Origin of the sequence: Nonlabens arenilitoris (genome assembly GCF_002954765.1) — a bacterium.
Classification (GTDB): Bacteria; Bacteroidota; Bacteroidia; order Flavobacteriales; family Flavobacteriaceae; genus Nonlabens; species Nonlabens arenilitoris.
The window spans coordinates 1,101,387-1,124,789 of sequence record NZ_MTPW01000001.1 but is presented as its reverse complement, the minus strand read 5'-3'; the positions used below and the strand labels follow the sequence as shown (position 1 = coordinate 1,124,789).

Here is a 23,403-nt window from a genome sequence, read left to right as displayed (position 1 = left end):
ATACCATAATATGTCAGATTTCCCAAAGGCCGAAGGAATTAAACAAACCAGCGAGTTTTCTAAAAAATTCGTCATAGTGGTTTTATTTGCATTACCGTTAGTTGCTTATCTATTTTTTCTCAATGGAGAACACCACTTTGAAACCTTACCTGTAGTGACTGAAAATGTGCAGGAAATCGACCAATTTAACATCATTCAAGGTACAGCAACACAACTTAAAGATAGTGTTACCATTGTAACATTCCTTGGCAATAATCCATATGGGCGATTAGGGTATGTCTCTAATCTTAATGAAAAAATTTATAAAAAATTTCACGGATTTAATACGTTTCAAATGATCAGTATTATTCCAGAATCTGGCGTGGATGATATTCAACAAATTGTTGAGCAAATGGGTGAAAACACAGATTTACAAGATTGGCATTTCTTGTCGGGTGACAATGATCAAGTACAAGGCCTTTATGATAGCTTTAAAACAGATGATCGCTTAAATAATGATCTTTCCTCAGACTATGCGTTTGTTATAGATGTGGATAGGAATTTAAGAGGTCGTGATGATGATGAGATTGAAACAGATGGAGTCGTTTATGGTTATAATACAAGGACGGCAGCACAACTTAATAAAAGAATGATAGACGATATGAGAGTATTGCTTGCAGAATATCGTTTTGCCTTTAAGAAAAATAGAGATCAAAAAATTCAGGAAGATGAGTAAGTCTAAGGATACTCCATATTATATAGGGTTAGGTATAATCGTGATCATATTCGGTTACTTTGCAGTTACAAATGTCGTGCACTATATTAATAAAGATAAAGTAGTAGATAGCAATAGGTCTGAAGACCGTGCACCTGTTGCAGATAAGTTTCTTAAAAAATTCAATGCAGTACCTGACTTTGAATTAGTAGATCAAAATGGTGATACCATTACTAATGATACCATGAAAGGAAAGGTTTATATAGTAGACTTTTTCTTTACCTCTTGTCCTACTATTTGTACTCCTATGAGTCATAATCTAAAAACAGTTCAAAATAAACTGAAGGACCATCCAGATTTCAAAATATTATCTGTGAGTATTGATCCAGATTATGATACACAATCCATTCTTAAAAATTATGCTGATCGACATGATGCGATAGATGGATTATGGCACTTTGCCCGTGGTGATAAAGCGGCAACCTTTCAACTAGCACGAGAAGGTTTCAGTGCTTATGTGGGAGAAAGTAAAGACAGTTTGATAAAATTTGAACATAGTGGTAATTTTGCACTTGTGGATAGAGAAGGTATTATTAGATCACGTAAAGATCCATACGGTAACTGGATGATGGTGTATAGTGGTGTAGAGGAAAACGGTATCGAGCCTCAACTAAAAGAAATTATAGAAGACGCACAAACTCTTTTAAATAAATAAGTATGAGTACGCTAGAAAAAAAAGGACCAGCAATTATCATAACCATATCCATTTTAGTGCCTCTAGTAGTGGTGCTATTGATGTTGATGCCAGAGCGTTATAACTTTTTAGGAGTTGAGTCTGGATTATTTCCATTATTTCATGCTGTTATCAATGGTATGACAGCTCTATTACTATTTACTGGATATCGATTGATTAAAGGTGGAAATAAGTCAGCTCATAGAAAGGTGATGACTACTGCATTTGTACTATCTGCTATTTTTTTAGTGAGCTATGTAATTTCTAAAATCAGTAATGAGCCTGTGCCATATCCAGAGGAAGCATCGCTAAGATTTGTTTACCTCTTTATACTTTTTACCCATATTGTACTGTCAGGGATTATTTTACCATTAGTATTATATACCATGTACTTTGCCTGGACAAAAAAATTTGAAAAGCATAGAAAAATTGCTCGATGGACCTTTCCCATATGGATGTATGTAGCAATTACAGGCGTCTTAGTTTATCTATTCATGTACCCATACTATTAGATATGAAAAAGTTTTTAATACTTCTTGCCGTCTTTTTTTATTCCGCTTTCGCGAAAGCGCAATGTGCCATGTGTCGTGCAGTTATAGAAAGCGGTGGAGATACTAAAGCTGCTGAAGGTTTAAATAATGGAATCACGTATTTAATGATATTTCCATACATCCTAGTAGGTGGAATTATCTATTTAGTCTATCGATCGACGACTAAAAAGAGTTGAATTAACATTTTATTATCAATTTTTCTGTAACATCTACTGAAATTTAGGGTCTTAGTAATTAAGCTTGCTTAATAGCTCGTTTAGAAACACTAGCCATGATTGAAATAAAGGACCTGAATAAATCCTATAGCACAGGAAATAACTCATTACACGTACTTAAGGGAATTAACTTTTCTGTTAAAGAAGGCGAGTTAGTATCCATAATGGGATCGTCTGGTTCAGGTAAATCTACATTACTCAATATACTAGGAATGCTTGATGAGGCTGATCATGGAAGTTATACACTAGATGGTGTCCCTATTAAAAACCTGAATGAGAAACTAGCGGCACAATATCGAAATAAGTTTTTAGGTTTTATTTTTCAATCTTTTAATCTAATCAATTATAAAAATGCCATCGATAATGTAGCATTACCACTATACTACCAAAAAGTAAGTCGTAAAGAACGTGATGAGCGTGCCATGCATTATCTAGAAAAAGTAGGGCTTGCAGACTGGGCAGATCATTTGCCTAATCAATTATCTGGTGGTCAGAAACAACGTGTAGCAATTGCAAGAGCATTAGCTAGTGATCCTAAAGTATTACTAGCAGATGAGCCTACAGGAGCCTTAGACACTAAAACCTCTTATGAGGTGATGGATCTTATCCAAGGTATTAATGAAGAAGGTCGTACCATACTTATTGTAACGCACGAGCCTGACATCGCACAAATGACTAAGCGTATTGTTAATCTTAAAGATGGATTAATTATAGATGATACTATGGTTGATCAGGTAAAAGCTTTATCTCATGTTTAATATTGAACGCTGGCAAGAGATTTTTGAAACGATACGCAAGAATAAATTGCGTACTTTTTTAACTAGTCTTTCTGTTGCATCTGGAATTTTTATATTGGTTATACTGTTGGGTTTCTCATCTGGTATTCAAAACGGTGTGAAATCACAATTTGAAAGTGACGCAACTAATCGTATTCAGGTTAGTACTAGGGTAACTACTAAAGGTTATAAAGGTCTTAATCCAGGTCGTCGTCTTCAAATGACTAATAAAGACTATGAGAATTTAAATCAAAAATACGAGGAGCACATAGAGTATAAAACCAGTCTATATAATACATGGGGTGGACAAATCAATTATAAAGAAAAACAAGGTAATTATCGTATTGAAGGTGCATTTCCAGATCAGCAATTTATTGAAAATGCTACTCTAGTGAATGGTCGCTTTATTAACAATTCAGATATTGATGGGTCAAGAAAGGTAGGTGTTTTAGGATATCAAATGAAGCAAGACCTTTTTGGAGATAAAGATGCGGTAGGTGAAACAGTAATACTTAATGATAATATTAATTTTACAGTTGTAGGTGTTTACACAGATCCTGGTGGTACACGTGAAGAGACACGGTTATTCATTCCTATGACCACTGCCCAAAAAGTGTTTAATGCTGGCGAAAATATCAATCGCATTGCTTATACCGTTAAAATGAGTGATAGTTTTGATGAGGCAGTGGCGTTGAGCGCTGCAATGTCTCAAAGCATTGATCAAGATTTGCGCACTAGATTTAGTGTTGCACCAGATGATCGTATCGCTGTGAGAGTTAACGATACACTTGAAGAAGCTAAGAAAATTTATGGTTTAATAGATACCATTAGAGCCGTGTTCTGGTTTATTGGTATAGGAACCATTATTGCAGGTGTGGTAGGAGTAGGTAACATAATGCTCATTATTGTAAAAGAGCGTACCAAAGAAATAGGAATTAGAAAAGCTTTGGGAGCTTTACCATCAGAGATCATATGGATGGTATTACAAGAAGCCATTTTTATAACGAGTCTTGCGGGATTGATAGGATTGTTTTTTGGTGTTGGTTTACTGGAGTTAGTAGGTCCTCAAATTGAAGCAGACTTTATTAAATACCCTAAAGTAGATTTTGTAACATCTATAACCACGGTCATTATATTAATAGTTGCTGGTGCATTAGCAGGTTTTATTCCAGCTAGAAGAGCCGCAAACATTAAACCTATAGAAGCCTTAAGAGACGAGTAATATGTTTAGTAGAGATCGATGGAATGAAATATTAGAAGCACTTAATGCTAATAAACTACGTACATTTTTAACTGCGTTTGGAGTATTCTGGGGAATTTTTATTCTAGTAGCGCTACTGGCGCTTACCAATGGACTAAGAACAGGTGTAACTACCGGTTTTGCAAACGGAGCGACAAACTCTATGTTTATGTGGGGACAAAGTACCTCAATGGCTTATAAAGGCCTTAATAAAGGTCGTCCTGTACAATTTAAATTAGAAGATGTTGAAGCGCTCAAACAAAATATTCCTGCATTGCAATATGTGTCGCCTAGATTACAATTAGGTGGTTTCCGTGGTGCTAACAATGTAACCAGAAATGAGAAAACTGGAGCCTTTGGAATCTATGGAGATTACCCAGAATATATACACCAGGAGTACATGGATATTATAAAAGGTAGATGGCTCAACTATTCAGATATCAATGCAAAAATGAAAACCGCAGTAATAGGTACTGATGTTGTTAAATCCTTATACGACATCGGTGAAGAGCCTATAGGTACTTATATAAAAATAAATGGTGTCAATTTTAAAGTTGTAGGTGTTTTTCAAAATCCCAATACACAAGGTGACAGTGAAGAAGAAGCAAATAATATATTTATACCATTCACCAGTTTTGCAAATGCCTTTAATACAGGTAATAATGTAGGTTGGATGGCAATCACCGCATACGATCATACAAGTATAACCACTTTAAAACCTCAAATACTTTCTATAATGAGAGAGCAAAGAGGTGTGCATCCAGATGATCAAAGAGCGATAGGTAATTTTGATAAGGCAGAAATCTTTGCACGCTTTACAGGTCTTTTTGATATACTAGGTTTTGTAGGATACTTTGTAGGAGCATTAGTTTTACTTTCAGGAGGAATAGGTATAAGTAATATTATGTTAATCGTTGTAAAGGAGCGCACCAATGAAATAGGTGTACGTCGCGCTTTAGGAGCATCTCCATGGGACATAAAAGCACAGATTTTACAAGAATCATTGGTGCTTACCATAGTATCAGGATTAGCAGGTATAGCGGCAGCAGCAGGATTAATATGGGTGATGAATTATATATTAGACCAAAGTGGACCAGTTGAAAACTTTGCAAATCCTAGTGTGAATATTACCGTTATTATTATCGCACTTATCATTTTAATTATCGCAGGATTACTCGCTGGATTTATACCAGCATCACGTGCTACTCAAATGAAACCAGTAGACGCTTTAAGAACAGACTAATAACTAAGTAACCATAATGAAACGTACAGGAACCGTAATTACATTGATCATCATACTGCTACTTGCAACAGCAGGGATTTTTTACATCTATCAAAAAGATTTAGAAGACCCTATCACTTACACTACTGAGCAGCCTACTAAGGAGACGATAATCAAAGAGACAGTCGCTACAGGAAGTATTGTACCTAAAGAAGAGGTGAATATTAAACCTAACATATCTGGAGTAATTGATAAAATCCATGTAGAGGCAGGTGACTTTGTAAAGGCAGGAGATTTAATAGCAGACATTAAAGTCGTGCCTAATGTTTCTTCATTAACCAATGCAAAAAACAACATCTCTGGAGCTAGAACTGCTGTAGAAACTGCAAAACTTGCCTTAGATAATCAAAAAGCTATCTATAACAGACAAAAAACACTTTTTGATAAAGGAGTTATCGCCGCAAATGAATTTGACTTGGCTCAAAACGCATATAATAACGCTCTTCAACGTTTAAAGCAAGAACAAGTAAACCTTACTAGTTCACAACAAAACTATGATATTATAAGAACAGGAACCACTGCTGGACTAGGTAATTATGCCCAAACCGCTATACGCGCTACCGTATCTGGAATGGTGCTAGATGTACCAGTAAAAGAAGGAAATCAAGTCATCGAGGCAAACAATTTTAATGAAGGAACCTCAATAGCCGTTATCGCAGATGTTAACAAAATGATTTTTGAAGGTAAAGTAGATGAAAGTGAAGTAGGTAAAATAAAAGAAGGTTTACCGTTAGAGATTACCGTAGGAGCTTTTGACAATAAAAAGTTTGACGCAGTATTGGATTATGTAGCTCCTAAGGGTATTGCAGAGAATGGAGCTATTCAATTTGCAATTAAAGGAACTTTAAAAGCTGCACAAGATTCTACTTTTATTAGAGCTGGATTAAGTGCAAATGCAAGTATTATACTTGATAAAAAAGAACAAGTTTTAAGTATTAAAGAAGCTCTTGTACAATACGATCCAAAGACTAAAAAACCTTTTGTAGAAGTGGCAATCGGTGATCAAGAGTTTGAAAGACGTGAGGTAGAACTAGGCTTAAGCAACGGGATTAACGTGGAGGTTCTTTCTGGAGTCAATGAAGGTGATAAAATTAAAGTTTGGAACGCGCTTAAGGCGCCTACAGGTCGAGGCGGATACGGCGGATAAACTTTTTTGTAACATTTTAATAGAAACACATACATATCATATAGGAAGTTATGAGAATGAAAAAATTATCATCTGTAGTATTGCCGTTTTAAGTTTCGCTTTCGCGAAAGCGCAACAAACAAAATCATGGACTCTTCAAGAGTGTGTGGATTATGCAATAGAAAATAACATCAGTATCAAGCAGGCAGATTTAAATATCGAGCAAGCTCAACTAAATAAAAAAGATGCTTTAGGCGCTTTTTTACCTAGTCTTAATGCCAGCGCAAGTAATTCATGGAATACTGGACTTACTCAAAACGTAGTTACCGGTGTTTTACAAACACAAACGACACGTAACTCATCCTACGGAATTAATTCTGGTGTAACGTTATTCAATGGTATGCGCAATGCATATCGTCATCAACGTGCAAAAATGAATATTCTAGCCACTCAATATAATGCAGAGCAGTTAGAAGATAATATCTTATTAAACGTAGCAAATAGCTATTTAAATGTTTTATTTAATAAAGAAAATTTAAAGCAATTAGAGGCTCAACACGAGTTAACCGCAAAACAACTAGAGCAAACTCAGCAATTAGTTGACGCAGGTTCATTACCACGTGGTGATGTCCTAGAAGTACAGGCTACATATGCAAATGAAGAACAGCAAATCCTTGCTGCGCAAAACAATGTTGTTATTTCTCGTATCACACTAGCTCAAATTTTAAACTTAGAAGACTTTAAAGGATTTGATGTCTCAGATCCAGATTTAAATGATCCTGTGGCTTTAATATTAGATCAAGGCGCAGACGGTATATATGCTGCTGCTACTGAAAATAGATACGAAATTAAAATCGCTGAACAAAATACAGCACTTGCAGAACAAGATTTAAAAATAGCTAGAGGAGCTAGATTACCTACGGTTAGTGCATTTTTTAACTATAATACACGTGAGAGCGATCGATTAAATCTAGCCTTCTTTGATCAGTTGTCATTAAATGATGGTATATCATATGGTCTAAGCTTAAATCTACCTATTTTCAATGGCTGGTCAGTTTCTAATAATGTGAAACGCAGTAAACTCAATGTAGAGAATAACCGTTTGCAAGAAACTCAGGCAAAACTAGACCTTAAACAAAATATATATCAAGCATATAACGATGCTCAAGGTTCCAGACTAACTTATCAAAGTGCTCAAAAAGCATTAGAAGCAAGAGAACTCGCATATGAGTATGCACAAGAGCGTTACAATGTAGGCTTAATGAATGCTTTTGATTTTAATCAATCACAAACACAACTAACTAACGCGCAAAGCAGTCTATTGCGCAGTAAATACGACTACATCTTTAAACTTAAAGTTCTCGAATTATTTACGGGAATAGCACCAGAAGATTTAAAACTCTAAAATCATGAAAAAACCATTACTTATTATATTAATCCTTATTGGAATAGCTGTTATCGGGTACTTTGGACTCAAAGCTGTTGGTGTAATAGGTGGTAAGGATAAGGGGAAAACAGTAGAAGTAATGACCATTGAAAAAATGGATGTTATTGAAACGGTAAGCGCTACTGGTAAAATCAAGCCAGAGATTGAAGTAAGTATCTCTCCAGAAGTTCCTGGTGAGATTATTGAATTACCTATCAGGGAAGGTCAAGCTGTTAAAAAAGGAGATCTTCTAGCACGCATTAATCCAGATTTATTGCAATCTAGTGTAAGTCGTTCTCGAGCTGGACTCGCAAATGCTAAAGCTGGTTTTGAACAAGCTAAGGCATCATTAGTTGAAGCAAAAGCTAACTATGGTCGTAGTGCAACCTTATTTGAAAAAGGTGTGATTTCACAATCAGATTTTGACGCAGCTATTGCAGCATATGATAGGGCAAAAGCATCTGAAAGATCTGCTTATTTTACGGTACAAAGTGCTGGTGCAACTGTTAATGAGGCATCAGACAATCTAGGTCGTACTAGCATATTTGCTCCTATGACAGGTACCATATCATTACTTGCTGTTGAATTAGGTGAGCGAGTAGTAGGAACTCAACAAATGGCTGGTACAGAATTACTACGTGTTGCAGACTTATCACAAATGGAAGTTGAAGTAGATGTAAATGAAAATGACATCGTAAAAATAGCTGTAGGTGATAAAGCGATTGTAGAAGTAGATGCGTACTTAAAGAAAAAGTTTGAAGGAGCAGTTACAGAAATCGCAAACACAGCTACCGGTCAACTATCTGCAGATCAGGTTACTAATTTTAAAGTTAAAGTACGTATTCTTCCAGATTCCTATACAGATCTTACAGAAGGGAAACCAGAAAATTACAGTCCGTTTAAACCTGGAATGACAGCTACTGTAGACATCATTACACGAGAAAAGAAAGATGCTATAGCAGTACCTATAAGCTCGATAGTCGTAAAAAACGATACTACAGAAAATAAAAGACGCTCAGATATTGAGTTGGATGCTGAAAAGTATGAGTGTGTTTATGTAAAATCAGGTGATAAAGCAAAGCTGCGCGTGGTTACTACAGGTATACAGGATGATAAAAATATTGTAATTCTTACTGGTCTTAAAGAAGGTGAAGAAATCATTACGGGACCATATCGCACCGTTACTAAAGAGCTTAAAACTGGTGATCTCATTAATACTGAGAAGAGTAAAGAAGAAACTGTAGAGAAAGAATAATATGGCGCTCATTCTTTGTGTAGAAACTTCTTCTACAAATTGTTCAGTAGCACTGGCTAGTGATGACACTAGCAACGCAACTGTTAATTCATTTCAAATAGCGCATTGTATCGATTTTATAGAAGACAATAGCTCTAGTTATTCTCATGGAGAACGACTGCATGTCTTTATAGATGACTTATTAAAACGCAATCAATTAACCGTTCAAGATTTAGATGCCATAGCCGTTAGTGAAGGACCAGGATCCTATACCGGTTTACGCATCGGTGTTGCTAGTGTAAAAGGCATGTGTTATGCTTTAGATATTCCTATGATTGCAATCAACACCTTAGAGTCTTTAAGCTTGCAAAATACTTTACCAAGTGATTATACTATCGCTATGTTAGATGCAAGACGTATGGAGGTTTACGCTTCAGTGTATCAAGGTAAAGAGCTTTTAGAAACTACTAAAGCGGTTATATTGGATGAGGATTCTTTTTCTCGCTTTCGCGAAAGCGGAACCATTACTTTCATAGGTACTGGTGTGGAGAAATTTGAGGATCTGATTAAAGAACCTGCCCATCAATACGTGACTTCTAATCCTACAGCAATTACCATGTGTGATACTGCTGTTTTAAAACATAAAATAAGCGACACTGTTGATGTCGCTTATTTTGAACCTTTTTACCTTAAAGAGTTTAAGGCAGGATAGATTACTTTACCTCAAAAGTGATTTTTACATTCACTCTATATTCAGATACTTTTCCGTCTTTAACTTGTGCACTTTGCTCATTTACATAGACAGATCTTATATTTTTAACGCTCTTTGAGGCTTGTTCTACCGCTTTATTTGTTGCGTCTTCCCAGCTTTTATCACTATTTGCTAATACTTCAATTACTTTTAAAATTGCCATAACTATATCTTATTAAATAAATTAGATTCAAAAGATAAGTAAAATTTTAAAATCGATATTAAAATTAGCTAGCTAAAAACATAAGTGGATCAATAGCAATTTTTAAAGATGATTGACATGTTTATTAGCCATTTATAGCCATCACGCGGTCTACCTTACCAGGTAACATATCACGTAACATTGTTTCTATACCGCTTTTCAAAGTCATGGTAGATGATGGGCAACCGCTACAGGCACCTTGTAAAATAACCTTTACCTCTTTAGTGTTTTCATCATAACTGTCAAAGACGATGTTACCACCATCACTCGCTACAGCAGGTTTGATGTACTCATCTAGGATTTCTACCACTTTTTTAGAAACATCATCTAGGTTTTCAAATTTAGGAAGCTCTATGTTTTCACCTTCTTTTTTAACTGTTCCGGCTTCATGTTTAGACGGTCCTATCTCAGCACCATTTTCTATAGCTTCTTTAATGAAAGAACGTATTTCAAAGGTCACTTCATCCCAAGACGCAATATCATGTTTCTGAATGGATACATAATTCTCATCGGCATAGATTTCTTTTACAAAAGGGAAATTATATAATTGACGCGCCAGTGTGTTATCTGCCGTGTCAGCAATGGATTTAAATTCTGTGCTATTCACTACTAGCTTCTTATTAGCCACAAACTTCATTACTGAAGGATTAGGAGTAGCCTCAGCATACACGGTTACCGGAATTTTCTTTTGTGTACTTTCTATATTTAAAAGCGGTGCATCACTATTCAAGTAATTTTCTACTTGCTCTTTTACTTCATCTTGTACGTCGCTCCATTCAATAATGTCATAGCGCTCTATGGCTATAAAATTTTGAGTGATATAAACGGTTTTTACAAACGGTAAATAGAATAATTGCTGCGCTAGCGGTGATGGTTTTGCGTCATCGATGTTCTTAAATTCATAGCTTTCATTTTTAACTAGAAAATGATTGCTTTCAAATTTAATGATCGCCTCATTAGTAGTAGGTGTAATAGTAATTGTATGTGAATCCATGATCGTTCTCTTATAAGTGACAAAGATACGATGCGTCATGTAGATAGTAACTTAAAGAAGTCATTGATTCTATTGATAGTGTCATCTTTAAGCCGTTAAGTTATTCTTAAAACCATATATTTACTTTTTATTAGTTAAGAAGAAATGAAAAAAACAGCCCTTTTATTACTTCTACTAGGTCTTTGTGTTTTTTCAAATGCTCAAATAATAGTAGACAATACAACTTATACCAATATTGAGCTCGTTGAAGATATTCTTGTGAACAGCACTTGTGCAGGTGTTAGAAATATCGCCTGGAGTACCGGAGCTGGACCTAACCAAAATGGGATAGCTTATTTTCAACATAACTCTTCTGGTTTTCCTATACGTGAAGGAATTATTCTTTCAACAGGGAATGCTTTAAATGCTGTTGGACCAAATAATTTGGAAGGTTCAGGAGATACTATTGGGACACCTTCTGATCCCGATCTTGTAGCTGCTATGACCGCAGCTGGATCTCCAGCAGCAACTTATTCTGATGCAACATGGATGTCATTTGATTTTGTTCCACAGGCAGGATTTATGTCTTTTGAATTTTTGTTTGCTAGTGAAGAATATAATGGTGATTTTGAATGTCAATTTTCAGATGCTTTTGCTTTTATATTGACAGACACTGTAACTAGTACGGTTACTAATCTTGCCATTGTGCCGGGAACGACAAGTCCAATTCAAGTTACAACTGTGCGTAATCCGCCAGCTTCAGCTACTTGTAATCCTGTAAACCCTACTTTTTTCGGACAATATAATTTATTGAACAACACTTTTGGAGGTTTTACGCCAAGCATAGGATCGCCAGCCGCTACTAGTCCGACTCAATTTAATGGTCAAACTAATATTTTTAGAGCAGAAAGTGCTGTTATTGCTAATCGTAATTATAACATCAAGTTAGTTATTGCGGACGCTATAGATCAAAATTACGATTCCGCTGTTTTCATCGCAGGAGGAAGTTTTGATGTGGGAGCTGATCTAGGTCTGGATAGAACTTTAGTGGGTTCAAATCCGCTTTGTGAAGGAGATCAATATACATTAGACGCATCTGTAGCTGGTGCTGCCATGAGTTATCAATGGAATCGTAATGCGGCACCAATTCCTGGTGCTACTAATGCTACATATACAGCAACCACCACAGGGAATTATTCTGTAGATATTAATTATACGGCATCTTGTAGTACAATAGCGAGTGTGTTTTTAGAATTTATCAGTCCTAATTCTTCAACACCTACAGATATGCAAGCTTGTGGAACAGGTGGAACTGCTGTCTTTGATTTGACGTCTAAAACATCTGAAGCTTTAGGTGCGCTAGCTGCAGCAGACCATACGGTAAGTTATTATGAGTCTCAGTCTGATGCTGAAGCTGGTATCAACCCGATCCCTAACCCATCAACTTATTCAAACACCGCAAATCCACAAACTGTATATGTACGTGTAGAAGATAATGCATTTAACTGTGCGTCTGTTGAAGAGTTTGATCTCATTATAGCAACCATATCAGCAGGAACGCCTATGGATATGATTGCTTGTGATGTCGATAATGATGGTTTCTTTGATTTTGACCTAAGTACACAGGACGCAGACTTGGCAGGAACTAATGCTGCTGGATCTGTAACGGTTACTTACCATCTTTCTCAAACTGATGCTGATGCTGGTATGAATCCTATAGGACCAATATATACTAATACGACAACGCCAGAGACTATTTATGGTCGTGTAGAATTAAATACAGATAGTAATTGTGCAGATACTGCTAGCTTTAATTTAATTCTGAATCCTTCACCAGTCGCTCCTATAATAACAGATTTTGAATCATGTAGCACTATAGATCCTAATACTACGGTTTTCGCTTTAAGCGATAAGGATACAGAAATTATGAATGGACAAGCAAATATCCTTGTCAGTTATTACAGCTCTCAAGCAGATGCTGATATAGGTGTCAATGAGTTGCCTACTAATGGTTATACAAACACATCTAATCCACAGACTATTTATGTGAGACTCATAGATGCGCTGACTAATTGTGTTAATACAGATACAACTTTTGAACTGGTCGTTAATGACTTACCGGTAGTTACTGCGCCAGCCTTATATGATCTTTGTGATGATAATACAATTGATGGATTTACTGCTTTTGATTTGGCGACTAGAGATAGTGAAATAACTGGTGGTAATACTTCTTATACTGTTTACTATTATGCCACACAGCTAGATGCCGATAATAGGATGAATGAATTAACTGGTTCTTACACTAATACTGTAAATCCACAAACGGTATTTGTTGTTGTAGAAGATAATGTAACAGGTTGTGAAAATTATACAACGTTAAATCTTGAGGTTATTGATGCGCCACAGGCTGCAACAGCACCAGATTTAATATTATGTGATGATAATAACACAGGTGATCTTACCGAAAACTTTAACCTGACAGATAATGAGACTGCAGTTTTAAATGGGCAAACGGGAATTACATTAACCTATCATAACTCACAAGCTGATGCAGATGCTGGTTCAAATGCTATAGGAAATCCTACAAGTTTTGATAATTCATCATCGCTGCAGACTGTTTATGTAAGAGTAGAAAACACTACTGGATGTTTTAATACAACAAGTTTTGATATTGTTGTAAATGAAGTGCCAGTCCCACAAATGTTTGATTTGTACTATTTATGTCTTGATGGTAACGGTAATGTTTTAAACACAGATAATTCACCACCGACATTAGACACAACATTATCGGCTACAGGATTAAGTTTTAGCTGGTCGTTAGACGGTAATGTATTGCCTGCTGAAACAGGAGCGACACTTACAGCTACTATGGTAGGAATGTATACGGTAACAGCTACAGATACGACTACAGGTTGTAATAGTTCTCAAACTACAGAGGTAAGACAATTAGGTCCGCCAGATAGTTTTGGTGCTGAGGTAACATCTCGATATTTTGATGAAGTCCATAGAATAGAAGCCTTTGCTCAAGGACCTGCAACGCAATATATTTTTAGTGTAGATGATGGTCCATGGCAATATAATGGCTTTTTTGAAGACGTTACACCAGGTCTGCATGTGGTATATATACAGGATTTAGACGGTTGTAATACAGTAGAAATCCCTATTGATGTCATCGGTTATCCACGCTATTTCACGCCTAACAACGATGGTTACCATGATACTTGGAACATCATTGGAATTAACAATGAACCTACTACAAAAATTTATATATTTGACCGATACGGAAAACTGCTTAAACAAATGAATCCTTCCGGTATAGGATGGGATGGTTTTTATAATGGTCAACCGTTACCATCATCAGATTATTGGTTCCAAGTGGAATACATAGAAAACGGAAGCAATAAAACATTTGGTGGGCATTTTGCGTTAAAGAGATAGAATAGACTTAATAGAACATGAGAAAAATTTTAATTGTACTGGCACTAGCATTTAGCAGTCAGTTTGCGTTAGCTCAAGAAGGTGTACCAGTATATCTGGATTACTTAACAGACAACTATTACTTATTACATCCTTCGATGGCAGGTGCTGCTAGTTGTGGTAAAGTTAGGTCTACTATCAGACAGCAATGGTTTGATCAAGAAGATGCTCCTAACTTACAGACACTCAGTTTTAATACAGCAATAGGAGAAAATAGTGGTATAGGTGCTATTCTTTTCAACGATAAAAATGGTTATCACTCACAGACAGGTGGATACATTTCTTATGCTTATCACCTTCAAGTAGGTGGTGGATTTGAAGATCTTAATAGACTTTCTTTTGGTGTAAATGTAGGTCTTGTTCAAAGTAGGTTAGATGAATCTGATTTTGACCTGACAGACTTTGATCCTATCATTACTGGAGTTTTAAGATCTGATTCTTACTTTAATGTAGATATAGGTGCTTCTTACTTCTATAAAGAGTTTTATGCACACATGACTGTAAAGAATGCTATCTTCCAAAATCGCGAAATTTATTCTGAAGGTTTTGAAAGCACAAACCAACGTCGATACATCGCAACATTAGGATATCTTTTTGCGCCACGTAATTCAAAATGGCAATGGGAACCATCTTTCTTATATCAACGTACAGACCGTACTGAAGAACAGTTCATGGATTTTAATGCTAAGGCATATTATGATCTTAATGACAACAGTGTCTTATACCTAGGAGCTTCTTATCGTCAGAGTTTTGATGGTGCAGAGTTCGTAAATGGAACAAGCATTCAAGAACAAAATCTTTCTTTGCTTTCTCCACTATTAGGGATTAAGCACAAGAATTTTACATTTGCTTATACGTATAGTTACCAGTTTGGTGAAATTAAATTTGCCAGCGGTGGATTCCACCAGATTACGCTAGGAATCGACTTCTTATGTACTAAGGATAGATGGAGTTGTAACTGTCCTGCAGTGAACTTATAATACTATTTATATTCAAACTAAAAGGACTGTGAAAGCAGTCCTTTTTTAGTTTCAAAAACCTCTTCATCTTGATATGAGAAAATTACTTAATGAAGAATTAGATCGATTGTCAGTAGATCGCTTCCGCGAAAGCAATAAAACACCGCTCATCATTGTATTAGATAATGTGCGTAGTCTTAATAATATAGGATCTGTTTTCCGTAGTGCAGATGCATATCGAGTAGAAAAAATATATCTATGCGGTATCACAGCACAACCACCACATAAGGATATTAGAAAAACAGCATTGGGCGCGACAGAAACGGTAGCCTGGGAATATCGTGAGCACACTATTGATGTTATTAAAGAGCTTAATGAGCAAGGAGTCACTACTTGTGCTATTGAGCAAGCAGAAGATTCAGTCACTCTACGAGGTTTTAAGCCATCTACTAAAAAAGTAGCTGTAGTGATGGGTAATGAGGTGAAAGGTGTGCAACAAGAGGTTGTAAATGCGTGTAAAACTGTTATTGAGCTAGAGCAATATGGCACAAAACATTCCTTAAATATCTCAGTATGTACAGGAATTGTGATCTATGATTTGTTCTATAAACTCAATTCTTAAATAGCTGAGGTGATTTGTTCTAGTACTTTTAAATAATCTTCTTGATTATTTACAAAATCAAGGTCTGTCACGTCAATAACCTTAATTTTTAAATCCTGTTGAGATCTTATAAAATCTGCATAACCTTGCTGGATTTGAGATAAGTAACTGGCCTCGATGTTTTGCTCATAATCACGGCCACGCTTTTTAATATTTTGCAATAAACGATCTTCTGTCTGGTATAGATAGATGTATAAATCAGGCTTTACCAGTTCTTTGTACATCATGTTAAATAACCTTTTGTATAATGAGTATTCTTCTTTTTCAAGGGTTATCTTGCTGAATATAAGTGATTTAATCACATAATAATCTGCAACTGTAAAATCTGAAAATAGATCTTGTTGCGCTACATCATCACTTAATTGTTGATAGCGATCTGCGAGAAATGACATCTCAAGCGGGAATGCATACCTTTCGGTATCTTCATAAAAAAGAGGAAGAAAAGGATTGTCTGCAAAGCGTTCTAGGACTTGTTTGCCATTAAAATCTTCAGCAATTTTATGAGAAAGACTTGTTTTACCTGAGCCTATGTTTCCTTCAATAGCTATAAAATTGATATTAGTTATGGGATATCGCTTTCGCGAAAGCGGAATATCAAAACTAACCTTGTTGTTCAATGACTCTAAGGAATCTGCAATTTCTTGTATACTCTTTTTTAAGATGGGATGATGTAGCTTACTAGCAATTGCCGTAAGTGGCTGCATAACAAATGAACGTTTATCCATTCTAGGATGTGGAACTTGCAATTGCGGTAGGTCTATAATTTGATCATCAAATAGTAATATGTCTAAATCTATAACACGATCCTCATAAGTATCACCGCTTCTAGGAACACGACCTAGATCACGTTCAATTTGTTGTAATATGGTGATGGTCTCTAGTGGATTTTTATGACTGTGAACTAATATACAAGTGTTTAAAAAATTACCGCCAGTAAAACCTGCTGCAGGCACTTCATAAACCGGTGCTGTCTTAATTATCAAGCCCAATGTACTCTCAATTAGTCGAGCGGCATCAAGAAGATGCGTTTCACGATCTCCTAGATTACTGCCTAAAGCTATGAATATCTTATGGTTATGATTTGAAGTGATGTCTAAAAATTTTGCAGCAAATTAAGGAATTATACGCAGCCTAAAAGCTACTTTTACATTAATATGAAAACTCTTTTGGGCGCAGATTTGCGCACGGCACATCGTATTTATTTAGTTCTCGCGGCATTGTTTATATGTTCGCTAGTGGTATCTAATCTAATTTTTCAGAAGTTTTTTTATTGGAATCCTTTAGGGCTATTCAATTTTGAGATATCAGTAGGTTTATTACCCTATCCGATTACATTTCTTATAACAGATTTAGTGAGTGAGATTTATGGAAGACGTAAAGCAAATGATCTAGTACTTGCAGGAATTTTTGCATCGGTATTTAGTCTAGGGATTATCTATGTAGCAGATGCTGCTCCAGCAACTGATTTTTCTGCGATTAAGGATGATGTATTTAATAGGGTTTTTGGTGCGACAACAATCGCTGTTATTGCTAGCATGCTGGCTTATTTATTTGCACAATTTGTGGATATACAGATTTATCATTTCTGGAAACGGTTGACAAAAGGGAAAATGTTATGGCTGCGCAATAATGCGAGTACCATATTTTCACAGTTTGTTGACACTATGAGTGTGTTATTATTGTTATGTTACTATGACGTGATTCCATGGGAGCGATTCTGGCCATTACTGGGCGCTGGATTTTTGTTTAAATTGTTAGTAGCGTTAATCGATACACCGTTATTATATCTAGGTGTATATGTTTTTAGAAGGTTATTCAAATTAGATATAGGAGAAGAAATTAAAATAGATTGATGAAAAAGTTTTTTAAAATATTAGGTGTTTTTTTATTGGCTGTAGTCGTGCTTTTGGTTGCCGCGCCGTTTTTGTTTAAAGACCAAATCGCAACTATCATTAAAAATAAATTGAATGGTGCACTAGATGCTCAGGTTGAATTTGCAGATGTGGATTTGAGTTTGTTTAGAGCCTTTCCAGATGCTAGATTACAGATTGATGGATTATCTGTAATAAATAAAGCGCCATTTGAAGGCGATACTCTTTTTTATGGTAAAGAGGTCAAACTGGACTTACCAGTTGGTGATTTATTTAATGATGCATCTGACCCTATACATATTAATGAATTAGTCATTAATGACGCAATTTCAAGACTTAAAGTAAATGCAGACGGAAAAGCCAGCTGGGACATTGCAAAGGTAGATTCTACGGCGGTTGTTGTAGAAGAGCCACTAGACACCACGTCTGGTTTTAGTTTTGATTTAAATCATTATGAGATTAACAATTCTGATTTTAGTTATGAAGACGTAGCTACAAAGAATAAATTAAGGTTAGTGAATCTAACGCATACTGGTAACGGTGATTTCTCACTAGACAGTAGTACATTAGACACTAAGACTAGCGCGCAGGTTTTTTATGGGCTTGATGATGTGGAGTATTTGTCTGGTCAGCAAGTAGAACTAGATGCAGATATTTTAATGGATCTCGCAAATCAGAAATATACTCTTCAAGAAAATGAGGCTTTAATTAATGATCTCAAGTTAAACCTCGACGGTTATGTGCAAATGGTAGAAGATGGTACGATGGTAGACCTAGCGTTTAAAACACCTAGTTCTGATTTTAAAAATTTCTTTGCAGTCATTCCTGAGGTTTATCGTAAAAATTTGGACGGTATTACCACCACTGGTGATTTTACGGTTAATGGTGTTATTAATGGTATGGTAGACGATGTGCATATACCAAAGCTAGATATCAATATTAGCTCTAATAATGCCTCTTTTAAATATCCTGACTTACCGCAAAGTGTTACTAAAATTGATATTGATACACAGATAAAAAATACAACAGGTCTTGCAGAAGATACCTATGTTAAAATAGGGAATGTTGCTTTTAATATAGGTCAAGATCGATTGAAAGGAAACGCGCTCGTACGCAACTTGACTACTAATATGCTAGTAGATTTAAACCTAGATGGTACATTGAATTTAGGGAATCTATCTAAAGCTTTCCCTATGGGAGATGACATGAATCTAGACGGTACATTAGTAGCAGACGTATCTACAAAGTTTGACATGAACAGTGTAGAACAAGAGCGTTATGAAAATATCAATACTAAAGGAACCGCAAGTTTAACAGACTTCAACTATGCTAGTGCAGATTTAAAAAAACCACTTTACATAGAGCGTGCAGATCTTGATATGAATAATACCAGGATTAAGCTCGATAATTTTAAGGCTAAAACTGGTAATACAGATTTTGCGGCAAACGGTACGATTAGTAATTTAATGGGGTTCTTATTTAAAGATCAAGATCTTAAAGGAAGTTTTAAAGTAGATTCTAATCAGTTTGACACTTCTGATTTTATGACAGAAACAGAAGTTGAGACTACTGAAACTAGTAGTGCTAATTCTGCAGCGGTTACTACAGAGGCCATAAAAATACCTTCCTTCCTTAATGCAGACATGTCGTTTAGTGCAAATAAAGTGTTGTATGATAATCTCACTTTGACTAATGTAAAAGGTCTTGCTTTGGTTAGGGATGAAACACTAACACTAAATAATACCACTACTGATATTTTTAATGGTAACATAGGTTTTAATGGATCTGTAACGACTAAAGGTGACACGCCATTATTTAACATGGCGCTAGACATGAATGATCTAGATATTGCTCAATCTTTTGAAGGATTTGAAATGTTCCAAAAGTTAGTACCTATCATACAGGCATTAAAAGGAAAGATAAATACTGAGATTAATTTAACTGGTCAACTAAATAATGATCTTACACCTATAATCAGTAGTCTTACTGGTGATGCTATTGCACAATTATTAACTAGAGAAATTGATAAAAACAAGGCACCATTAATTGCAAAACTAGATGATCGCCTTAATTTTATTAATCTAGATGATTTGAAAATTTCAGACCTAGTTACTAAGCTCACTTTTAAAGATGGAGCTGTTCAAATCACCCCATTTGATTTTAATATTAAAGACATTAAAATCACAGCTAGTGGAGCGCATAGTTTGACTAATGATATGAGTTATAAGCTAGATTTAAATGTGCCAGCCAGATATTTAGGTACTGATGGCGCTGCATTGCTTGCAAAGCTAAGTGATGAGGATATTGATAAAATATCAGTACCAATACCTGTTCAATTATCTGGATCGTTTATGAAACCTAATGTTGATTTAAATCTAGATCTAGCCGTTAAAAATCTCACAAATCAAATTGTCGAGATACAAAAGGCGCGTATTAAAGATAAAGGTAAAGAAACACTAGACGATGCTGTTACAGATATATTAGGTGGTAAAAATCCATTAGATGGTATTAAAGATGCTATTACAGGTAATAAAAAGCCTAGTGATACCACGCAGGCTCAGGTAAAGGACTCTACTGCGGTTACAAAACCTAAAGACACCACAGCTATAGGTAAAGTAAAAGAAGAGGCAGAGGATAAAGTAAAAGAAGCTGCCGGAAATATTTTAAATAATTTATTTAAAAAGAAAAAGTCTTAATCAATCATTAGGTCCACCACATAACCTTCATGGCTGCGTACATTCATGACGTGGCCATCTTCAAAAATTAGATATTGACCTTTAATTCCCTTCACGATTCCACTGTGCTCTGGTGTTTTAGAAAGGTTTACCGTTTTTACCTTTGCTGGATATTGTAATACAGGAAAATTGATATGCATCTCGTTTTCTGGTGCTAGAATATACTCTTTTGCTTCCTCAGGGATGTGTTCGATGACGCTTTCGCGAAAGCGTAATAAATCAACATCTTCAATATCATTAGTCAACATTTTTCTCCAATTGGTCTTGTCTGCTACGTGATCTTTTAGGGCAACTTCAGCAATTCCAGCTAGGTAGCGATTAGGCGTTTCTAAAATAGCAATTGCCTCATGTGCACCTTGATCAATCCATCGAGTCGGTACTTGCGTTTTGCGTGTGACACCTACTTTTACATTGCTGGAATTTGCTAGGTAAACGATGTGCGGTTTAAGCTGTACTTTTTTCTCATATTCTAGATCACGATCTTCCTCGTCTAGATGGGCACGACTCAGTTCTGGTTTCATGATCCAGTCGCCAGCTTGTGGTGCGCTAGTAAAACAATCGTAGCAAAATCCCTGACGCCATATTTTCTTATCCAGGCCGCAATTAAGACATTCATTTGCGACATGCTTGATATGGATATTTTTATCGAGCAGCTGGTTAACATGTATAAAGTTATCTTTAAAAACCCAATAGTATTGAACGGTTTCTTGTAGTTCAGTCTGCATTTTACGTAAGGTTCCTGTAACCAGCATAGTCGCTTTATGTTTTTAGTAGTATTTTAGTACGGTAAAAATACCCAAGTTTTTTCGGCTTTATGGCTATACCGTTAATCAATTCTGTAGTATCGTGGTTTCTTAAGAAACGTATACATGATATGGAGCTTTTTATGAAGCATCCACAAGAGTTGCAAAACAATCTGTTGATGGACATGATACGTTTTGCACGTCATACTGAAGTAGGAAAAAAATATGGCTTTGCAGATATGAAGTCATATCGGGATTTTGCAGACCGTGTGCCATTAGGAAATTATAATGATGTTCAAGATGATATTGAGCGTTGTAAAAATGGTGAAAACAACATTTTATGGCCTACACCTATTAAATGGTTTGCCATGAGTAGTGGTACTACTAGTAGCCGTAGTAAATTCATACCGGTAAGTCAAGAATCTCTTGAAGATTGTCATTATGCAGCGGCAAAAGATTTGTTATGTATGTATCTTAATAATAATCCTAATTCAAAACTGTTTAGAGGTAAAGGCTTGCGTCTAGGTGGTAGTAAAAAACTAGATAAAATAGCTGGTACTAGTGCTGGTGATTTAAGTTCTATATTAATAGATAATATGCCTTTTTGGGCAGATTATAGTTCCACACCAGGTAATGAAATAGCATTGATGCCCGACTGGGAAACTAAGATGCCAGCCATAGTACGAGAAACTATTAATGAGAAAGTAACCAGTCTTGCTGGTGTACCGTCATGGATGATGGTGTTGTTGAATAACGTGCTAGAAACTACTGGGAAAAACAATATCTTAGAAGTATGGCCTGATATGGAAGTGTTCTTTCATGGAGGCGTGAGTTTTGATCCTTATGTAGATCAATATAAAAAGTTGTTGCCTGACGATAAAATCAAGTATTACGAGACCTATAATGCCAGTGAAGGATTCTTTGCCATACAAGATAGTAATGATAACAAGGAGTTGCTGTTAATGCTGGATTACGGAATTTTCTATGAGTTCATACCCATGAAAACTTATGGGACACCAGATGAAAAAATCATCACCTTAGACCAAGTAGAAGTAGGAGAGAACTATGCCATAGTTATTACTACAAATGGCGGTTTGTGGCGTTATAAAATAGGCGATACGGTACGTTTTACGAGTAAAGCACCATATCACATCAAAGTTACTGGTAGAACGAAACACCATATTAATGTTTTTGGAGAAGAGCTCATCATAGAAAATGCTGAGGCTGCGCTTAAAAAAGCAATGAAAGAAGTGCCATGCAGTATTAAAGATTATACGGTAGCACCCATTTTTATGCAAGGAAAAGAAAAAGGTGCTCACGAGTGGATGATCGAGTTTGATCACAAACCTACTGACTTGCAAAAATTTGCTCGCACGCTGGATAAAGAACTCCAGCAAGTGAACTCAGACTATGAGGCAAAACGAGCTAATAACATCACACTTACAGAGCTTAAAATTCACGACGCACAACCCGATTTGTTCTACAACTGGCTCAAAGAAAAAGACAAACTAGGTGGACAACATAAAATTCCTAGATTGAGTAATTCTAGAGATTATATGGAAGAGTTGTTGCAATTGCAAACTAGAATTGAGGATTAGTTATATTTTATTCTTGCTTTAACTATGTTTAATAATTGTTATCAATGTTATATTGAAGTTAAACAAAACAAATCTGTAAAATATCAACTAATTGAAAATTAGTGTTTTAAGGTTGTTTCTAGAGAATCTGTTTCATATTAACAACTCTTTAACATT

General features: G+C 35.8%; 21 protein-coding genes. 17 read left to right on the top strand and 4 right to left on the bottom strand.

The genetic code is table 11. The features are described from left to right. The first annotated feature begins 10 nt into the window (after positions 1 to 10). The 11 genes from BST92_RS04905 (at position 11) to tsaB (ending at position 9,989) form a co-directional block, all read left to right on the top strand. Complete coding sequence (locus tag BST92_RS04905; RefSeq protein ID WP_105070440.1) at positions 11 to 715, top strand: membrane or secreted protein; 705 nt, start codon at positions 11 to 13, stop codon at positions 713 to 715. Further along, positions 708 to 1,409 (top strand): SCO family protein, encoded by a 702-nt coding sequence (locus tag BST92_RS04900; protein ID WP_105070439.1) that lies wholly within the window; start codon positions 708 to 710, stop codon positions 1,407 to 1,409. Before BST92_RS04905 ends, BST92_RS04900 begins: the two co-directional genes overlap by 8 nt. Before the next feature lie 2 nt (positions 1,410 to 1,411). Next, complete coding sequence (locus BST92_RS04895; protein WP_105070438.1) at positions 1,412 to 1,939, top strand: DUF420 domain-containing protein; 528 nt, start codon at positions 1,412 to 1,414, stop codon at positions 1,937 to 1,939. Positions 1,940 to 1,941: 2 nt separating this feature from the next. Further along, complete coding sequence (locus BST92_RS04890; RefSeq protein WP_105070437.1) at positions 1,942 to 2,154, top strand: hypothetical protein; 213 nt, start codon at positions 1,942 to 1,944, stop codon at positions 2,152 to 2,154. Between the two features lie 95 nt (positions 2,155 to 2,249). Next, a complete protein-coding gene (locus BST92_RS04885) occupies positions 2,250 to 2,951 on the top strand; it encodes an ABC transporter ATP-binding protein (protein ID WP_105070436.1) in 702 nt (233 codons plus the stop codon). Continuing rightward, positions 2,944 to 4,191, top strand: coding sequence for an ABC transporter permease (locus BST92_RS04880; protein WP_105070435.1), 1,248 nt, complete (start codon positions 2,944 to 2,946; stop codon positions 4,189 to 4,191). The genes BST92_RS04885 and BST92_RS04880 overlap by 8 nt, the downstream gene beginning before the upstream one ends. Position 4,192: 1 nt before the next feature. Further along, positions 4,193 to 5,452: an ABC transporter permease gene (locus BST92_RS04875; protein WP_105070434.1), complete on the top strand. Its 1,260-nt coding sequence runs from the start codon at positions 4,193 to 4,195 to the stop codon at positions 5,450 to 5,452. A 16-nt stretch (positions 5,453 to 5,468) separates the two neighbouring features. Continuing rightward, entirely contained in the window at positions 5,469 to 6,638 is a 1,170-nt protein-coding gene (locus BST92_RS04870) for an efflux RND transporter periplasmic adaptor subunit (RefSeq protein ID WP_105070433.1), read from the top strand. Then, complete coding sequence (locus tag BST92_RS04865; protein ID WP_211292440.1) at positions 6,568 to 8,022, top strand: TolC family protein; 1,455 nt, start codon at positions 6,568 to 6,570, stop codon at positions 8,020 to 8,022. The genes BST92_RS04870 and BST92_RS04865 overlap by 71 nt, the downstream gene beginning before the upstream one ends. A 4-nt stretch (positions 8,023 to 8,026) precedes the next feature. Beyond that, positions 8,027 to 9,298 carry an efflux RND transporter periplasmic adaptor subunit gene (locus BST92_RS04860; RefSeq protein WP_105070432.1) on the top strand — a complete coding sequence of 424 codons (1,272 nt, stop codon included), beginning with the start codon at positions 8,027 to 8,029 and terminating at the stop codon, positions 9,296 to 9,298. A gap of 1 nt (position 9,299) precedes the next feature. Further along, the gene (gene tsaB, locus BST92_RS04855; RefSeq protein ID WP_105070431.1) at positions 9,300 to 9,989 is read left to right on the top strand and encodes a tRNA (adenosine(37)-N6)-threonylcarbamoyltransferase complex dimerization subunit type 1 TsaB; all 690 of its coding nucleotides are present in this window, start codon (positions 9,300 to 9,302) and stop codon (positions 9,987 to 9,989) included. A 1-nt stretch (position 9,990) separates the two neighbouring features. On the opposite strand, the gene BST92_RS04850 is transcribed toward tsaB, so the two are convergent. Both BST92_RS04850 and BST92_RS04845 read right to left on the bottom strand, forming a co-directional pair. Continuing rightward, positions 9,991 to 10,191 (bottom strand): dodecin family protein, encoded by a 201-nt coding sequence (locus tag BST92_RS04850; RefSeq protein ID WP_105070430.1) that lies wholly within the window; start codon positions 10,189 to 10,191, stop codon positions 9,991 to 9,993. 124 nt (positions 10,192 to 10,315) lie between these two features. Beyond that, a complete protein-coding gene (locus BST92_RS04845) occupies positions 10,316 to 11,224 on the bottom strand; it encodes a NifU family protein (RefSeq protein ID WP_105070429.1) in 909 nt (302 codons plus the stop codon). 144 nt (positions 11,225 to 11,368) lie between these two features. Here BST92_RS04845 and BST92_RS04840 point away from each other — a divergent pair, with 144 nt between their 5' ends. The 3 genes from BST92_RS04840 (at position 11,369) to BST92_RS04830 (ending at position 16,261) form a co-directional block, all read left to right on the top strand. Further along, positions 11,369 to 14,641, top strand: a complete 3,273-nt coding sequence (locus tag BST92_RS04840) for a T9SS type B sorting domain-containing protein (RefSeq protein ID WP_105070428.1) — start codon at positions 11,369 to 11,371, stop codon at positions 14,639 to 14,641. Positions 14,642 to 14,658: 17 nt separating this feature from the next. Further along, positions 14,659 to 15,660 carry a PorP/SprF family type IX secretion system membrane protein gene (locus BST92_RS04835; RefSeq protein WP_006796258.1) on the top strand — a complete coding sequence of 334 codons (1,002 nt, stop codon included), beginning with the start codon at positions 14,659 to 14,661 and terminating at the stop codon, positions 15,658 to 15,660. 73 nt (positions 15,661 to 15,733) lie between these two features. After that, entirely contained in the window at positions 15,734 to 16,261 is a 528-nt protein-coding gene (locus BST92_RS04830; protein WP_105070427.1) for an RNA methyltransferase, read from the top strand. On the opposite strand, the gene folK is transcribed toward BST92_RS04830, so the two are convergent. Further along, complete coding sequence (folK, locus tag BST92_RS04825; protein ID WP_105070426.1) at positions 16,258 to 17,361, bottom strand: 2-amino-4-hydroxy-6-hydroxymethyldihydropteridine diphosphokinase; 1,104 nt, start codon at positions 17,359 to 17,361, stop codon at positions 16,258 to 16,260. The genes BST92_RS04830 and folK overlap by 4 nt on opposite strands. 93 nt (positions 17,362 to 17,454) lie before the next feature. Here folK and BST92_RS04820 point away from each other — a divergent pair, with 93 nt between their 5' ends. Together BST92_RS04820 and BST92_RS04815 are read left to right on the top strand one after the other, a co-directional pair. Continuing rightward, on the top strand, positions 17,455 to 18,153 hold the full coding sequence (locus tag BST92_RS04820; protein ID WP_105070425.1) for a queuosine precursor transporter: 699 nt from the start codon (positions 17,455 to 17,457) through the stop codon (positions 18,151 to 18,153). Continuing rightward, positions 18,153 to 20,867 carry an AsmA-like C-terminal region-containing protein gene (locus BST92_RS04815; RefSeq protein ID WP_105070424.1) on the top strand — a complete coding sequence of 905 codons (2,715 nt, stop codon included), beginning with the start codon at positions 18,153 to 18,155 and terminating at the stop codon, positions 20,865 to 20,867. Before BST92_RS04820 ends, BST92_RS04815 begins: the two co-directional genes overlap by 1 nt. Here BST92_RS04815 and BST92_RS04810 read toward each other — a convergent pair. After that, entirely contained in the window at positions 20,864 to 21,658 is a 795-nt protein-coding gene (locus BST92_RS04810; protein WP_105070423.1) for a DUF2797 domain-containing protein, read from the bottom strand. The genes BST92_RS04815 and BST92_RS04810 overlap by 4 nt on opposite strands. A gap of 62 nt (positions 21,659 to 21,720) precedes the next feature. Here BST92_RS04810 and BST92_RS04805 point away from each other — a divergent pair, with 62 nt between their 5' ends. Further along, positions 21,721 to 23,247: a GH3 auxin-responsive promoter family protein gene (locus tag BST92_RS04805; protein ID WP_105070422.1), complete on the top strand. Its 1,527-nt coding sequence runs from the start codon at positions 21,721 to 21,723 to the stop codon at positions 23,245 to 23,247. Positions 23,248 to 23,403: the final 156 nt, after the last annotated feature.

Coding starts and splice junctions, on each gene's coding strand:
- BST92_RS04870 (WP_105070433.1), top strand. CDS start 5,469: ATGAAACGTACAGGAACCGTAATTACATTGATCATCATACTGCTACTT.
- BST92_RS04885 (WP_105070436.1), top strand. CDS start 2,250: ATGATTGAAATAAAGGACCTGAATAAATCCTATAGCACAGGAAATAAC.
- BST92_RS04835 (WP_006796258.1), top strand. CDS start 14,659: ATGAGAAAAATTTTAATTGTACTGGCACTAGCATTTAGCAGTCAGTTT.
- BST92_RS04820 (WP_105070425.1), top strand. CDS start 17,455: ATGAAAACTCTTTTGGGCGCAGATTTGCGCACGGCACATCGTATTTAT.
- BST92_RS04905 (WP_105070440.1), top strand. CDS start 11: ATGTCAGATTTCCCAAAGGCCGAAGGAATTAAACAAACCAGCGAGTTT.
- BST92_RS04830 (WP_105070427.1), top strand. CDS start 15,734: ATGAGAAAATTACTTAATGAAGAATTAGATCGATTGTCAGTAGATCGC.
- BST92_RS04840 (WP_105070428.1), top strand. CDS start 11,369: ATGAAAAAAACAGCCCTTTTATTACTTCTACTAGGTCTTTGTGTTTTT.
- BST92_RS04895 (WP_105070438.1), top strand. CDS start 1,412: ATGAGTACGCTAGAAAAAAAAGGACCAGCAATTATCATAACCATATCC.
- BST92_RS04805 (WP_105070422.1), top strand. CDS start 21,721: ATGGCTATACCGTTAATCAATTCTGTAGTATCGTGGTTTCTTAAGAAA.
- BST92_RS04875 (WP_105070434.1), top strand. CDS start 4,193: ATGTTTAGTAGAGATCGATGGAATGAAATATTAGAAGCACTTAATGCT.
- tsaB (WP_105070431.1), top strand. CDS start 9,300: ATGGCGCTCATTCTTTGTGTAGAAACTTCTTCTACAAATTGTTCAGTA.
- BST92_RS04815 (WP_105070424.1), top strand. CDS start 18,153: ATGAAAAAGTTTTTTAAAATATTAGGTGTTTTTTTATTGGCTGTAGTC.
- BST92_RS04880 (WP_105070435.1), top strand. CDS start 2,944: ATGTTTAATATTGAACGCTGGCAAGAGATTTTTGAAACGATACGCAAG.
- BST92_RS04900 (WP_105070439.1), top strand. CDS start 708: ATGAGTAAGTCTAAGGATACTCCATATTATATAGGGTTAGGTATAATC.
- BST92_RS04860 (WP_105070432.1), top strand. CDS start 8,027: ATGAAAAAACCATTACTTATTATATTAATCCTTATTGGAATAGCTGTT.
- BST92_RS04850 (WP_105070430.1), bottom strand. CDS start 10,191: ATGGCAATTTTAAAAGTAATTGAAGTATTAGCAAATAGTGATAAAAGC.
- BST92_RS04810 (WP_105070423.1), bottom strand. CDS start 21,658: ATGCTGGTTACAGGAACCTTACGTAAAATGCAGACTGAACTACAAGAA.
- BST92_RS04845 (WP_105070429.1), bottom strand. CDS start 11,224: ATGGATTCACATACAATTACTATTACACCTACTACTAATGAGGCGATC.
- BST92_RS04865 (WP_211292440.1), top strand. CDS start 6,568: ATGAAGGTGATAAAATTAAAGTTTGGAACGCGCTTAAGGCGCCTACAG.
- BST92_RS04890 (WP_105070437.1), top strand. CDS start 1,942: ATGAAAAAGTTTTTAATACTTCTTGCCGTCTTTTTTTATTCCGCTTTC.